The 14,796-nt window shown below is 43.2% G+C and carries 15 protein-coding genes; 6 read left to right on the top strand and 9 right to left on the bottom strand.

Annotation, left to right across the window (positions count from 1 at the left end):
- Positions 1 to 17 precede the first annotated feature (17 nt).
- Both kynU and GO009_RS05050 read right to left on the bottom strand, forming a co-directional pair.
- Positions 18 to 1,286, bottom strand: a complete 1,269-nt coding sequence (gene kynU, locus GO009_RS05045) for a kynureninase (protein ID WP_163625133.1) — start codon at positions 1,284 to 1,286, stop codon at positions 18 to 20.
- Between the two features lie 57 nt (positions 1,287 to 1,343).
- Positions 1,344 to 1,808 (bottom strand): GNAT family N-acetyltransferase, encoded by a 465-nt coding sequence (locus GO009_RS05050; RefSeq protein WP_163625134.1) that lies wholly within the window; start codon positions 1,806 to 1,808, stop codon positions 1,344 to 1,346.
- A gap of 66 nt (positions 1,809 to 1,874) precedes the next feature.
- Between GO009_RS05050 and GO009_RS05055 the strand changes: the two genes are divergently transcribed.
- Entirely contained in the window at positions 1,875 to 2,516 is a 642-nt protein-coding gene (locus GO009_RS05055) for an O-methyltransferase (RefSeq protein ID WP_163625135.1), read from the top strand.
- On the opposite strand, the gene GO009_RS05060 is transcribed toward GO009_RS05055, so the two are convergent.
- The 6 genes from GO009_RS05060 to GO009_RS05085 form a co-directional block, all read right to left on the bottom strand.
- Positions 2,482 to 3,054: a phosphatase PAP2 family protein gene (locus GO009_RS05060; protein ID WP_163625136.1), complete on the bottom strand. Its 573-nt coding sequence runs from the start codon at positions 3,052 to 3,054 to the stop codon at positions 2,482 to 2,484. The two genes, GO009_RS05055 and GO009_RS05060, sit on opposite strands and share 35 nt — an antisense overlap.
- Before the next feature lie 6 nt (positions 3,055 to 3,060).
- On the bottom strand, positions 3,061 to 3,336 hold the full coding sequence (locus GO009_RS05065) for a twin-arginine translocase TatA/TatE family subunit (RefSeq protein WP_041801460.1): 276 nt from the start codon (positions 3,334 to 3,336) through the stop codon (positions 3,061 to 3,063).
- 80 nt (positions 3,337 to 3,416) lie between these two features.
- Complete coding sequence (locus GO009_RS05070; protein WP_163625137.1) at positions 3,417 to 5,735, bottom strand: M1 family metallopeptidase; 2,319 nt, start codon at positions 5,733 to 5,735, stop codon at positions 3,417 to 3,419.
- 60 nt (positions 5,736 to 5,795) lie between these two features.
- Positions 5,796 to 6,314: a DUF6702 family protein gene (locus GO009_RS05075; RefSeq protein WP_163625138.1), complete on the bottom strand. Its 519-nt coding sequence runs from the start codon at positions 6,312 to 6,314 to the stop codon at positions 5,796 to 5,798.
- A 521-nt stretch (positions 6,315 to 6,835) separates the two neighbouring features.
- On the bottom strand, positions 6,836 to 7,630 hold the full coding sequence (locus GO009_RS05080) for a carboxypeptidase-like regulatory domain-containing protein (protein WP_163625139.1): 795 nt from the start codon (positions 7,628 to 7,630) through the stop codon (positions 6,836 to 6,838).
- Positions 7,627 to 8,367, bottom strand: a complete 741-nt coding sequence (locus tag GO009_RS05085) for a carboxypeptidase-like regulatory domain-containing protein (protein ID WP_163625140.1) — start codon at positions 8,365 to 8,367, stop codon at positions 7,627 to 7,629. The genes GO009_RS05080 and GO009_RS05085 overlap by 4 nt, the downstream gene beginning before the upstream one ends.
- A 224-nt stretch (positions 8,368 to 8,591) precedes the next feature.
- On the opposite strand from GO009_RS05085, the gene GO009_RS05090 reads away from it, so the two are divergent.
- The 5 genes from GO009_RS05090 (at position 8,592) to GO009_RS17500 (ending at position 14,201) form a co-directional block, all read left to right on the top strand.
- Entirely contained in the window at positions 8,592 to 11,051 is a 2,460-nt protein-coding gene (locus GO009_RS05090) for a bZIP transcription factor (protein ID WP_163625141.1), read from the top strand.
- A gap of 3 nt (positions 11,052 to 11,054) precedes the next feature.
- Positions 11,055 to 12,221 (top strand): gliding motility-associated C-terminal domain-containing protein, encoded by a 1,167-nt coding sequence (locus GO009_RS05095; RefSeq protein ID WP_163625142.1) that lies wholly within the window; start codon positions 11,055 to 11,057, stop codon positions 12,219 to 12,221.
- Positions 12,222 to 12,371: 150 nt separating this feature from the next.
- Positions 12,372 to 13,103 carry a M15 family metallopeptidase gene (locus GO009_RS05100; protein WP_163625143.1) on the top strand — a complete coding sequence of 244 codons (732 nt, stop codon included), beginning with the start codon at positions 12,372 to 12,374 and terminating at the stop codon, positions 13,101 to 13,103.
- A 45-nt stretch (positions 13,104 to 13,148) separates the two neighbouring features.
- Positions 13,149 to 13,913, top strand: a complete 765-nt coding sequence (locus GO009_RS05105) for a M48 family metalloprotease (protein ID WP_313790205.1) — start codon at positions 13,149 to 13,151, stop codon at positions 13,911 to 13,913.
- A gap of 120 nt (positions 13,914 to 14,033) precedes the next feature.
- Positions 14,034 to 14,201 carry a DUF6747 family protein gene (locus GO009_RS17500; RefSeq protein WP_014033389.1) on the top strand — a complete coding sequence of 56 codons (168 nt, stop codon included), beginning with the start codon at positions 14,034 to 14,036 and terminating at the stop codon, positions 14,199 to 14,201.
- Between the two features lie 100 nt (positions 14,202 to 14,301).
- On the opposite strand, the gene GO009_RS05110 is transcribed toward GO009_RS17500, so the two are convergent.
- Positions 14,302 to 14,694, bottom strand: coding sequence for an ankyrin repeat domain-containing protein (locus GO009_RS05110; protein ID WP_163625145.1), 393 nt, complete (start codon positions 14,692 to 14,694; stop codon positions 14,302 to 14,304).
- Positions 14,695 to 14,796 lie beyond the last annotated feature (102 nt).

Below are 14,796 nucleotides of genomic sequence, written 5' to 3' on the forward strand. Positions count from 1 at the left end.
TTGGTTAATTTAATTGGTTATTTGTCCTGTATGCCCGCTTTCAAAATCTGTCCAAAACGGTACATATCCTCATACGAACAATATAGGGGCGCAGGGGCCAATCGGATAACATTGGGTTCCCTCCAATCGGTTATCACCCCTTGTTTCATTAAATAGTCGAAAATTGCCTTACCCTCACCGTGTAAAAACACGGAAAGTTGACATCCTCTGGCCTCTGGGGTAATTATTTCAAAGGTGCTGTCCACTTCCTTGTCAATCTCATGAAGTACAAACTCCAAAAAGGCCACAATGGTCTTTTGCTTTTTAACAAGGGCATCCATCCCAACTTCATCAAATATCTCCAAGGATGCCAAATAAGGTGCGATGGATAATATGGGCGGATTGCTCAATTGCCATGCATCGGCACTTTCAATGGGGTCAAACTCAGGTTGCATTAAAAAGCGGGTCTCCTTTTTGGTGCCCCACCAGCCTTCAAAACGAGGAATTTCTTCTTTTCCCAAATGTCTTTCATGCACAAAAATCCCCGATGCGTTCCCGGGACCACTGTTCATGTATTTGTAACTGCACCACGCAGCGAAATCAGCGCCCCAGTCATGAAGACTAAGTTTGATGTTTCCAACTCCGTGGGCCAAATCCCAGCCTACAAAAGCACCTACGTCTTTTCCTGCTTTAGTAATGGTTTGCATATCCAACACTTGGCCATTGTAGTAATTGACACCGCCCATCAATACCAAGGCCAGTTCATCCCCTACTTCGTTGATTTTTTTAATGATATCTTCCGTGCGCCATGCATGTTCCCCGTCCCTCTTTTTTAATTCAACTATGGCATCTTTGGGGTCCAATCCATGAAAACGGACCTGGCTTTGCAGCATATATTGGTCAGATGGAAATGCTTTTTCCTCGCATATAATCTTGAATCGCTTTTCGGTAGGTCTATAAAAGGACACCATCAACAAATGAAGATTGACGGTAAGCGTGTTCATCACCGAAACTTCCTTGGGTTTTGCCCCTACAACCTTGCCCAAACCTTCGGCCAGTCTTTCGTGATAATCCCACCAAGGTTTATCTGCATAAAAATGCCCCTCCACGGCCAGTTCCCGCCAATCTTTCATAACCTCATCCACAAATTTTTGGGTGCGTTTGGGTTGTAGTCCAAGGGAATTCCCGGTAAAATAAATTACGTCCTTTCCGTTTACTTGCGGATAGTGAAATTCGTTTCTATAGGCAGCAAGGGTGTCGGAAGCATCGAGCTTTTTTGCAAATTCAAGCGTATTTTGGAACGTCATTCTTATTTTGGTTTGCTTCAAAAATACGATTTGTGAAAGTAATCTTAGGAAAAGAAATTACTCCAATCGCATTTCGATGATGTGCTTTTTAAACCCTACTTTTTCATACGCTTTAATGGCCGGTTGGTTTTCGTTGTAGACTGTCAATCTAATTTCTTTAAAACCTTGATTGTGTGACCAATTCTTGAGTTCTTCCACAATCACGGCATTGATTCCTTGTCCCCTAAAATCTTCATCGGTGTACATAAAACCCAGATAGGCGTAAAATTCATGATCTAAATAATGTCTTGCCTTTTTGGGAATGGCATAGCCCGAGGCCACAATTTTACCACCGACCTCAGCAACAATCACATGGGCCTTAGGGTCTTGAATCATCTCACCAATATCGTAATAACTTATGGGACCATTTTTGATGGTTACATCGAACGGACGTTCGGCCTTAATGATTTCTTGCTCAAAACTCAACAACAAGGGGAGGTCGTCCAAGGTTGCTGTGCGTATGTTTACCTTTGGTAACGTCATGGAATGCTTTTGCTTTTAGAAATATTCCAATGTAGTTCTTTTCTATATTTTTGCGAAAAATATCTCATGCATTTCCTTTCACCCATATTGGAGAGTTACATTGCCAACAGTTCGGAGGACGAACCTGAATTGTTGCAGGAACTTACCCGTGAAACCCATTTAAAAGTGATTCAACCTAGAATGATTACAGGGCATTTTCAGGGTCGGGTTTTGAGTATGTTGTCCAAAATCATCAATCCCAAATATATCTTGGAGATAGGCACTTATACGGGATATTCGGCTTTGTGTTTGGCAGAGGGGCTTCAAAAAGAGGGGGAATTGCACACCATTGAGGTAAACGAGGAACTTTATGAAATGCAGCGGAAGTATTTTGACAGAAGTGGGTTCGGCCCTCAAATTAAACAACATATTGGGGATGCATTAGAGGTTATTCCAACATTGGAACCCTCTTTTGACCTTGTTTTTATTGATGCCCAAAAGGTGAACTACGATGCTTATTTTGAGGCGGCGATCAAAAAAACAAATCCGGGCAGTGTGATTCTATCGGACAATGTACTCTGGTCCGGAAAGGTGGTCGAACCCATACAGAAATCGGACAAGGCTACTGCCGCACTATTGGAATACAATCAAAAATTAAAAAATGACCCGAGAGTGGAAACCGTTTTACTTCCAATTAGGGATGGACTGACATTGAGTAGGGTGCTATAAAACGTTGGTACAGCCAATAAAAGAGCCATCCGGACAGTAAACCTACCACCATACCCACTAGAATGTCGATAGGGAAATGTACCCCCACATAAATTCGGCTCATGGCAAACAATATGGGCCAAATAAAAAAGAGTATGGCCCATTTCACTTTTTGCCGAAGAAAAAGGAACACCAACATGGTTATGGAAAACGAGCTGGAGGCATGGCCCGAGAAAAAACTATAGTCTGTTGGGGTTTTTAAAATACGTATCAGGGTATTGATTTCTTCCACATTATTCGGTCTTAACCTAGCCACCGAAATTTTGGTCCAATGTGTGATGAGGGCAATAAAAATTGCCAGACCCACAACCGTCAAAAATTTGTAAAAAGCTTCCCTTTTAGAAAATTTCAGGAAAAACAATACTAGAAAGAGGATAAAAAGGGGAATCCAAGTAGTGATATTGGTCACGGTGGACCAAAACATATCGTACCTCTCTATGCCCAGACCATTGAGATAAACAAAAGCGTCCCTATCCCATCTGAGCAATTTATCCAACATAGGAATCTATTTCTTGTTGAGGTCTCGTTTGATGGAGCCGGAAACTTCGTTCACGTTCTTTTTCACATCATCGATTTCCTTACGGATATTTTTGGTGAAGTCCGTGTCCACATCAGTGGTCTTTTGGATTTCACGCTTAATATCGTCCGTGGCGTCTTTGAGTTGACGCATTCCTTTACCGAGCCCCTTGGCTATGCCAGGAATCTTGTCCGCTCCAAATACCATCACCACGATGAATAGGATGAAAAAAATCTCAGCTCCGCTAATGAATAGAAATTGCATGCCACAAATATAATCAGAACTTGGTTTCAAAATAAAAAAAGCCCCGTTAAATAACGAGGCTCTTAACATAGTTTTTAATACTATTGGTCTCCTTTGATGTTTTCCTTGAACTTATCAAAGTCCGATTTTTCCTCTTTCTTGGGCCAAGCGTTATTAGTGGTATCAATATCCGCGGTTTCCAATTTTGGATCTACTACAATTCCCACCAATTCTTTCTCGGTAGCCATCACTCTTTTTACCTCGGCATCGTTCTTTCTCCAAATTTCTGGAGGATAAGTAACATTCTCCGTGGTACCATCCGCGTAAGTGTACTCCACGATCAAAGGCATGGGAATACCTCCTGGCTTATCAAAAGTGATTTCATAAAAATACTTTGGCTCTTTAACCTGGGCTCTTTCGGCCTCGGTCATGTTGTCCATCATAAATTCCTTAAGGTTCTGGGAAGTCTCGGTCGGGGATTTTCCTTTTAGCTCTGGAGAAAAATCCTCGCTGTCCTCTTCGGCCAAGTATACCAATGGTGGAAGGTCGGCTTCGGTAAGGTTCCTGTCGGCCATGTATTTTTCCATTTCCTTGGTGGGCTTGTTGGACACGTAGTATTTTTTAACGCCCTTTACGCCTATGTCAACATAGTCAGTGGTGTAGAACCATCCTCTCCAATACCAATCCAAATCCACTGCGGAAGCATCTTCCATGGTACGGAAGAAATCTTCTGGGGTCGGGTGCTTGAACATCCAACGTTGTGCGTAGGTTTTGAATGCATGATCGAACAATTCCTCACCCATTACAGTTTCCCTAAGAATGTTTAGAGCAGTTGCTGGTTTGCCATAGGCATTTGGACCTAGTTGATACACGTTTTCCGGATTTGACATGATGGGTGAAATATAACTTTGATCACCTGCCATGTAAGGAACTATTTTAGCGGCTTCCCCTCTTCTTGATGGGTATTTTTCGTTAGGAGCGATAACTTCTGGGTTGTTCTTTCCAAACTCTTGCTCGGCCAGATATTGCATAAAGGTATCCAAACCTTCGTCCATCCATCCCCACTGACGCTCATCGGAGTTTACGATCATTGGGAAGAAGTTGTGACCAACTTCATGGATGATCACACTGATCATTCCGTATTTAACCCTATCGGAATACGTGCCATCCTCGTTTGGACGTCCGTAGTTCCAGCAGATCATCGGGTATTCCATTCCTTGGTTTTTGGCATGTACGGAGATGGCTTTGTGGTACGGGTAATCAAATGTGTGTTTTGAGTATGTTTTTAAGGTTTGTGCAACCGCTTTGGTAGATTGCTCTTCCCAAAGTGGGTTACCTTCTTTAGGATACATGGATACGGCCATTACATCTTTGCTTCCAATTTTAACGGCTTGCATGTCCCAGATAAACTTTCTGGATGTTGCAAAAGCGTAATCCCTAACATTGGTTGCCTTGAACTTCCAAGTTTTGGTATCGGTAGCGAAACCTTTTTCGGCAGCTTCCGCTTCTTCTTGGGTTACAATAAGTACTGGCTTGTCGTACGATTTTTTGGCCTGCTTGTAGCGCTTCATCATTTCTTTGGAAAAAACCTCATCACGGTTTTGAAGCTCACCAGTAGCATCCAAAATATGGTCTGCAGGAACGGTAATGCTCACATCATAATTACCAAATGGCAGTGCGAACTCTCCGCTACCCCAGAACTGATGGTTTTGCCATCCTTCCACATCACTGTAAACAGCCATTCTTGGGAAGAATTGTGCAATTACGTAGGCACGGTTTCCATCTTTTGGAAAATACTCATATCCTGAGCGTGCCCTGTTTACGGTATGATCAGGAATATTGTACCACCATTTAATGGAGAAAGAAATCTTTTCCCCACTTTTAAGTGCTTCTGGAATATTGATACGCATCATGGTCTGGTTGATGGTATAGGACAACGGTTTTCCGCTATCATCGGTAACCGACTCAATATTAAAACCACCATCGAATGGCTCGCTGATGTAGGTTTGCGCGAAATTGTCCGCCGTATAGGCAATGTTCACGCCGTTACCATCGCGCAAGGGTGATTTTGAATCTTTGGCACGTACATTTTGATCTAATTGTACCCAAAGAAATTCCAAATCGTCCGGGGAATTGTTATGGTACGTAATGGTCTCCTCACCGCTGATCTTTGCATTTTTATCATCTAGGTGAATGTCCATTACATAATCCGCCTGTTGCTGATAATAATCGGGACCGGGCGCACCTGAAGCGGACCGGTATGTGTTTGGAGTTGAAAACTCCTCGTACAATTGTTTAAATTTACTTTGGTTGTAATGTCCGGGCTCCCGCTCTTCTTTAACGTCTCCCTCTTCTTGCGCCATGACCACGGCTCCAAAAAGGAACAATACGGAAGCTAAGCAATACTTGAATCTGTTCATTTTCTATCTGATTTTATAGCTGTGAAAAATAACATATTTTAACCAATTGTTAAGAATACGTCATAAGTTTAACATTCCTTTATTCTTCTCCCTGATGAGTACAAAGCTTTTTTTGTTGTTTTTCCACTTCACATGGACCACGTTTTTCTGTTCGTCGAACAAATCCGTAAGCAGCTCGTTCTGCACGGACATGGTTTTTACGTTGGATAAATCAACATTGGTAATTTCCAAATAACAGATGACCACATCGTTATCATACCGTTTGCCCAAAAAATTATAGAGAACGGGCTCTCCATCGAACTCCACTACAAACTTTGATCGGAAATATTTTTCGATATATTCATCGGCGACCTTGGACTCGTTCGGGGTAGCCAGCTTGGCCTCGATGCCATAGCGTTCCTTAAGGAGTTTGTCGAGGTCATCTATAAATATCCGACTGGTGATCTGGAAAGCGCTATCCTCCTCTGAGTAGGCTATATTGGTAACGCTTACGTAGAATTTATGGGCGGATGAGAAAGACAAGAACAATAACATTACCAAAGGTAATACCATCATTCTTGCTTTTTTCAGTTTCATCATGTGTTATTAGACTTTAATTGTGCGACAATGTTACAGTTTTATGAAGCTTTCTGCAATTTACCTGCCAAACTATTTACTTTCAAGTTCAAGTTCAAGTTCAAGTTCAAACTCAAACTCAAACTCAAACTCAAACATCAAGCTCAAGAACATACAACAAAGGCTAAGGTTACAGCATACTGCCTACTGCTTACTGCGAACTGACATCGGACAAACCCAAGCTCAAGTTCAAACATCAAGTTCAAGAGCAAAGGTATTCGTGGCGATTCGTGAAATTCGTGTCTTCTGGCAGGTGCTCAATGTCACTAGTTCAAGCTCAAGTATCAAGCTCAAACGACAAACCCAAGTTCAAGCTCAAACATCAAGTTCAAGAATCAAGACCATACAGCAAAGGCAAGGTTACTGCTGACTGCATAAACTGACATAAGACGTAAGACTCTAGATTTTAGAAAATAGATTCTAGACTCCAGGCTCCAGGCACCCGACATCCGACATCCGACATCCGACATCCTACTCCCAAAAAATCAATCCAAATCATTGTTTTCGCGGTAAGCACGGCTTTTTTCTATCATTACATCCCATATCCTTAATTTATCCTGAGATTCCACCGCCGCCTGAAAAGCTTCGTCCACCTCACAGAAATACATGAAATCATCAATTTTATCCATGGGGATTTTAAGCGTTGTCAAAAAAAGGGAATCCGCATAAAAACCTTGTACGCGTTGCGTTTGGGCGTAGGTCTTATCCACTTTTACCCTGTTCTTCAACATTTTGGTACGTCCCGTTATGGCATTGATAATGGGATCTAAAGGGGGGCTCAATAGCATCCCCACATTAAACTTTCCTGCCGTGGCCTGTTGCAGCTTCCGCTCGCTCTGTGTCGGCACACGCCTATGGGCATTGGGCAAGTTCATGGCTTCTGCGCTCACAGCCTTTTCGAAGGTGACCCTATCCACATCGCGGCTTAGATCCCCGGTTAAATTGTAGGGAGTCACCACTACTTCTTTTAATTGGTTTACGAATTCCTGCATGGGAACCTCCACAAAGTTGGATTGGTACAGCGTTTCGGTAACGGGCAGGGATTTTTTCAAAAAATGAACGGCGGAAAACACCAGCGTATCGTTTAAGCGCACCCTAATGGCAAAATTCCCATCAATATCGGTAATAACGGCGTCTTTTGTGGAAGTGTTTTGGACCACCACGCCAACCACGTCCTTATCGGTACTGGTAACTTTTCCTTGTAGCACTTTGCTATCTGTTTCTTGGGAAAAGCCCCGATGGGCAGCAAAACAAACCAAAACAAGAAAAAATCGTTTCATTCCTCTTCCAAAGTTGCCAAAAAGTCCTTGCTTTGGGTCACCAGAAAATCAATCAACTGAAATTCGTTTTCTTTTCGGAGCAGTATCTGGGAAGGTATTTTATCATCACAATACAATAGAAAAGCATCTATTTTGTCCTGTGGCAACTTTAGGTCCACTACAAAAAATTCGTCGTCGTACACATGTCGGAGCACTTCGCTCACCTTAAGCGGTGCTCTTTGCTGTCCGTTGACCTCCTGTGGCTTAAACAGCGCCTTGAAGATGTTTACAAAATTGAGGCCATGCTTCATACCCCGTGTTATTTGGGAATTGGCAATGTTTTCCACCTCGGTTCCCCTATCAATCTCATAATTGAACTCTTTAAAGTCCTCATTTTTTACCTGAAGGAATCTTTCTTGGTTTTCGGGGGTCACCACAACCTCGTCCAGTTCTTGTACTTTTTCGTCCACTTCGACCACCAAACGGTTGTTCGCCAATATTTCGGGGGTAACGGTGACTACCTCCAATTGATAGTTTACGGCGGTAAACACCAACTGATCGCCCTCCTTTACCGCTATCATAAACTCTCCGTTATCGTCGGTAATGGTAGCTATACCACTGGTGGAATTGATAACGTTCTCGTTAGGGACATTGGAACTCCTGTACAGCACCTTGCCCCTGAGCATTTGGCGCGAATCCTGTGCTATGGACCAGCCGGACACAAGCAAAGAGAACAATATCAAAAAAGCATTTTTCATTTCTACGTGTTTATTACAAGTTAAAGAAAACTTATGAAGATGATATAAAAAATTAAGCGGTTCTAAACTTTTGTTAATTCTGCATCATCGCACATAGTAAAAATATGCCAAAGTGGATTCCATTCACCCGTGAATTCCGTGTTTTGACGGTATTTATTAAAAAAATTAAAACATAAGTTTAGTTTTGCCTTTTACGTTTGGAAAATCCTCAAATAACAAACACTGTGAAAACTTCAATAGTCTACTTGATCATGGGCCTGCTTGTAATCAACTCGCTGAGCGCGCAGGTAAAAATCGGTGATAACCCACAAAACCTGGATCCATCCTCTATTTTGGAACTACAGAGCACCTCCCGTGTTTTGGTGATTACCCGGGTAACCGATGCACAAATGAACAACATTAGCCCGCTGCAAGGTGCCGTGGTGTACAATACCGACCAAGAGTGCCTGCATTATTACAACGGAACGGAGTGGATCAATATCTGCGAAGCGCTGGACAACTCTTTTACAACCAGTACCCGAGCGGATTCCTTGCGACAGATCGACCCCAATGCAAGGGACAATACCATTATAATTACCGAAACAACTAACCCGGATGAAAGCATCAATTACAATTTTGAAGTAAACCGAATTACAGGGGCCAATATTGAAACTGGAGCCGTAAACGGGGATAAGATCCAAGGCAGCGTTGTTGACACCAGACACATAGTAAATCAAGCCGTTACCTTTGGTAAATTGCAATCTGGAACTAACGAAGGTGACCTTTTTATGTGGAATGGCAGCTCATGGAACTTTGTAAACCGCTCCGACCTTTTAAATACCCAACTGGACAGTATTGTAGGGAATGAGGTTTTCGATGCTACCCCAAACGGTTCTTTAGAACGATTTGGTTTAGGAACCCAAGACGACCCGTATACCTTAGATGTTACAGATGGAGGAATTGATACTTCTGAATTGGCAGATGATGCCGTGACAACCGAAAAAATACTTGACGGAAATGTCACCAATGAAAAACTCGAAAAAGGAAACATTCCACTGAGTGGTTTTGGGGCAGCGGAAGACAATGTTGATTTAGATGGAAATAGGCTCATTAATTTGGCTGACCCAACAGCTCCTTTGGATGCGGTGAATTTGCAATATTTGGAGGGCGCGATTGCCTCCTCAGATGCTGCTGATTTAGATACTAACCCCGAGAACGAACTCCAAAGCCTAAGCCTGACAAGCGACCAGCTAAGTATCAGCAACGACCCAACTGTATCACCCGTTAACCTTAGCGGATACCTTGACAATACTGATGAGCAGGATTTGGAACTGAACGGAGACAACCTAACCCTAACTGGGGACCCCACGGCAACGCCTATCGACCTCAGCGGGTACACGAACAATGACACCAATGAACTACAAAGCCTTAGCCTGGCAAGCGACCAGCTAAGTATCAGCAATGACCCAACTGCGTCCCCCGTTAACCTTAGCGGATATCTTGACAATACTGACGAACAGGATTTGGAACTGAACGGAGACAACCTAACCCTAACTGGGGACCCCACGGCAACGCCTGTCGATCTCAGCGGGTACACGAACAATGACACCAATGAACTACAAAGCCTCAGCCTGGCAAGTGACCAGCTAAGTATCAGCAACGACCCAACTGCATCACCTGTGAACCTTGCCGGCTATTTGGACAATACAGATGAACAAGATTTAGAGCTTACCAGCAATATACTTACGCTAAGTGGAGATCCCACTCCAACACCAATTGACCTTAGTGGATATATTAATACGGATGAACAAAACTTAAGTATTGGTGGAAATGGAATACCAAACGAATCGGTAGAAATTTTGATATCAGGAGGAACGGGGGCGCTTGTAGACGTTAGAGATCAAGATTTTGACCCAACAAACGAAATACAAAATATTACAACTACAGGACTTGGATTATCTGTCTCGCAAATCGGACAAGATTTTCTTATTACCAATGATGCTCCTGATCAAACTGTTACTCTTATCGATGGTGGGAATGGAAATGTAACGATAGGAGGAGCTTACCCTGACTTCACAATCGATGTCCCTGATATTGTTACCTACACAGCAGGCTTAGGAATAAACATCAGTGGGACCAATGAAATATCGACAACAAACCTAGCTGGCGATGTAACGGGGCCAATCGATGCAACAGTAATTGAACCCGGAGCGGTTAATTCTTCTAAGATTGCTGACGGAACAATTGTTAATGCTGATATAGCTGCGGGAGCCGCTATCGATGGTAGCAAAATAAACCCTGTTTTCACAAATGATGTATCCACAACTGGTGATTTTATTTCAAATGGAACCATATTAGATGTCCCTGACTTCGTATTCCAAAAATATTTCAACGGGTATTCTAGCTTAAACAATGAATACAGATTTAGAAACTTGGATGAAATAGAAGCATTCATCAGGCAGAACAACCATTTACCAGGCATAAAGTCAGCTAACGAAATTAAAGCTGCAGGTAAATATTATTTAACAGAATCCTCAATGGCTCAACTTGAAAAAATCGAAGAACTTTTCCTTCACACCATTGAGCAGGAGAAAAAAATCGAGAATCTTCAATCTGACAACGAGAATTTATCCAAGGAGTTGGATTCATTGAAAGCTGAAATGAAGGAAATTAAAACCATGTTGTTGGAAAAATCTCAAAACTAACAATTGAAACCCCTCCTCCACATAGCATTTTTGTTATCGGTCAGCTTTGGGGTGGCCCAAAGCGGGCTGTACAACAGTGGCAACTTTGCTGTGCACAACAATGCCAACATCGGTCTTCACACCGATTTTATCAACGATGCCAACTTTGACCAAACCAATGGACTGGTCGGTTTTTATGGCAATCGCGCCATCATTGTTTCGGGAAGCATTCCCCCAACCCTTTGGGACACGGAGATTATGATGGACAGCAACGTGTTTTTACAAAATCCCATCATGGTTCGGAACAACATCAATTTTATTGATGGCAATTTCCTGACCCCGACCAACATACCTGCGGTGAACCTCAGTTTTATGGACCAAGGTTTTTTCACCGGAGAAAGCGATGCATCCAAAGTAACGGGCTTTGCCGCCATTAACAACCGCGATGTATTTTCCTTCCCTGTGGGCGACCCGGAGCAGCTCAGACCTTTAACATTAAACTCACAAAGCACCACCCCTTTGGCCGTATGCGCCTATTTTTTTGAGGACCCCTCCGCTCCCTCCTCTATTTTGGAAAGTTTTGACACCGAAGAAAAAGTACAGGACATAGGAACCGTTACCGATCGCGAATTTTGGATCCTCCAAAGCGATGTGCCCGCACAAGTGACCATTTCATGGAACACGAGGAGTGCTTTGGGCACCATTCCCAATGCCACTTTGGAATCCATTATTGTGGTGGGATGGAGCAAATCGTCCAACCAATGGGTGATCATCGGCAACTCGGCCATTAGTGGCGACCTTACGCAGGGGTTTGTAACTTCCGAAACCTTTGTGCCCAGCGATTATGCCGCCATTACCTTTGGTACCATTCCCCTGCCCACGGATACCTTTGCCGTGGAAAACCCTACCTTGGGCAACTACTTTTTGAGTCCGAACGGAGATGGCACCAACGATTTTTTGGTGATTGACGGCATGGAGGAATCACCGAACAACAGTTTGCGTATTTTTAACCGATACGGACAAAAGGTTTTTGAGAAAATAAACTACACCAACGAGTTTTACGGCCTTGCAAACACAGGAACCTTGATCACCAACCAAGCATCCGGTCTGCCCGAAGGTGTTTATTTTTACTTGGTTACCTTGGATGATCTGGAACTGGAATATTCCGGTTTCCTTTTCTTGGACCGATAGCAATCACCTTTTTCATTTCTACTTTAACACAAAAACTCAATTATTTGGATTCCCGTTTTCATGGGAAAGACAATTTCACACCCCTACAATGGCATCGGGGAATGCTTTTTCAATTAAAAATACTTCTTAACTTGGTGAAAAATTTCTTTTATGAAAAGAAGGGCTTTCATTAAAACTGCTTCTGCATCAGGGCTGGCCTGCACCATTCCTCCCATTTTACCCAATTTTTATGGTCCGGATTACTCCACGGCCGAGCTCATGGGCAAAGCGGACATTGAACTCTTTGGCGAGGGCATCAACCTAAAAGAAGAGGCGTACAAGTCCTTTTTAGAAATGAAAAAAGCGGCCTATTCTGATGGTTTTGATATTAAAATAGTATCCAGTTTCAGGGATTTTTACCACCAAGAACGCATTTGGGAACGCAAATATCTAAGCTATACCGAAGAAGGTATGGCCCCTTTGGAGGCTATTGACAAGATTATTGAATATTCCACCATTCCGGGAACGAGCAGGCACCATTGGGGCACCGACATCGATATTATTGATGGATTCCCCAAAGTATCGGGCGATGTGCTGGATTCCGAAAAATTTGAGGCGGGCGGTCCTTTCGAAGGACTCAAACTTTGGTTGGACGAAAACTCGACAAAGTACGGGTTCTATCTTGTCTACACCAACAACCCAAGAAGAAGAGGGTTTAAGTACGAGCCCTGGCATTACAGTTATGCGCCCATATCCATTCCCATGCTAACGGCCTACCGTAAGCTCAACATTTTAAAGTTGATGCAACAAGAAAGGTTTCTGGGCAAAGAACATTTTACCGCTGGTTTTATAAGAACCTACGTTCAGGACAATATCTTGGACATAAACCCTGTACTGCTATAACGGTTTTTTTGTATCTTCAACTTACCAGTACATTAGCCCATGAGAATCGGAAGAGGAAATTGGAGGATACGCATCCTGATCGGTTTGGCCATTGTTGCTTTTGCGTTTATTCGTAGGTGCAGCAACCAAGAAGAAAATCCCTATACGGGCAGAACCCAGAACATAGACATGACCACGGAACAGGAGATTGCCATTGGTCTGCAAGCTGCCCCGGAAATGGCGCAGCAACACGGGGGACTCTATCCGGACGAACGTATGCAGGCTTTGGTGGACGCCGTGGGCAACAAACTGGTGCAAAGTAGTGTGGCCAAGGAAACCCCTTATCAATACGAATTTCATCTTTTGGCGGACGACCGCACCATCAATGCCTTTGCGCTGCCCGGTGGACAGATTTTTATCACTTATGCCCTGTTCTCCCAACTCAACGAACCACAACTTGCCGGTGTCTTGGGCCATGAGATCGGCCATGTGATCGGCAGACATTCTGCCGAACGTATTGCCGAAAGCAATTTTTGGCAAACCTTGGCCACGGGTGCCTCGGTCGGTGGCGATATGGGCGGTTTGGTTGCAGGCATTGGCCAAAACACCCTTTTAACCAATGGTAGGGGCGACGAATTGGAGAGTGATGAACTCGGCGTATTATTTATGATAGCGTCCGGGTACGACCCCAATGAGATGATAGAGGTCATGAAAGTATTGAAAGCGGCCGCAGGCCCCAACAGGGTTCCCGAGTTCCAGAGTACCCACCCCGACCCCGAAAACCGTATTGAAAAGATAAAGGAAGCCATCCAAAAATATTCAGGTCGATAGAATTGGTGGTTTATCGATTAAAAAAGGAGATTGGCTTAATTTCCGTACCTTTGGGTAAACAGCCCAAATCCTACTAAGTTTCTCTTAATCTTTTTGTTATGGAATAAAAAGAGAGAACATATGGGAACACTATTACATTTTAAAGACCTCTATTTAGAGGCATTTGACGATTGCAAACCTAGCTTTGTAGTGCTCTTTTTAAAAGGGTATTCTATATTTTGCGCGGTCATGCTGGTTATGGCCCTATATGCATTTTTGTACCGAGCTTTTACCGGGTTTGAATTTTAAGTCAAGAGGGCCACACTCTTTTGCAAGAACACTAATATATGAAATGAACAAAGGGCCCATCCATTGGATGCGCCCTTTTTCATTGGAATAAACCCCTTTTCTATTTTTTCATAGCAGCTTCCAACACGGCCTGTGCTTCGGTGGCGTTGGACAATTTGGCATATTTCATGGCGGTCATACCACCGTCACATCGTTTTTTAAGGTCTGCGCCATTTGCAATGAGCACTTTTAAAACTTCAACTTTGTTGTAACGGGCCGCATAATGGATAGGGGCTTTGCCCAAGGATTTTTGGTTGACATCCTCTCCAAGTTCAATGAATTTTTTAACCGTCTCAACATCGCCCTGCATTACAGCCTTGCAAAAACTGCTGAGCTCATCCGGGTTTACCATTTCAACGGAGGTTCCAAAATCGTTTGTTTTGAGTTCGTTGGCAGAAACGCCGCTTAGGGCCAACATTGAAAATGCAGCCACTGTGAAAATTGTTTTTTTCATGATGAATTGTTTTTGATTAATGAATTTACTTGTTATAAAAATAGACTCTCGCCAAGCTTGGATGTTACACGATTAACAGTTAAATAACTAAATTTTAACAAT

The organism is Allomuricauda sp. TY007, assembly GCF_010468565.1.
GTDB lineage: Bacteria > Bacteroidota > Bacteroidia > Flavobacteriales > Flavobacteriaceae > Flagellimonas.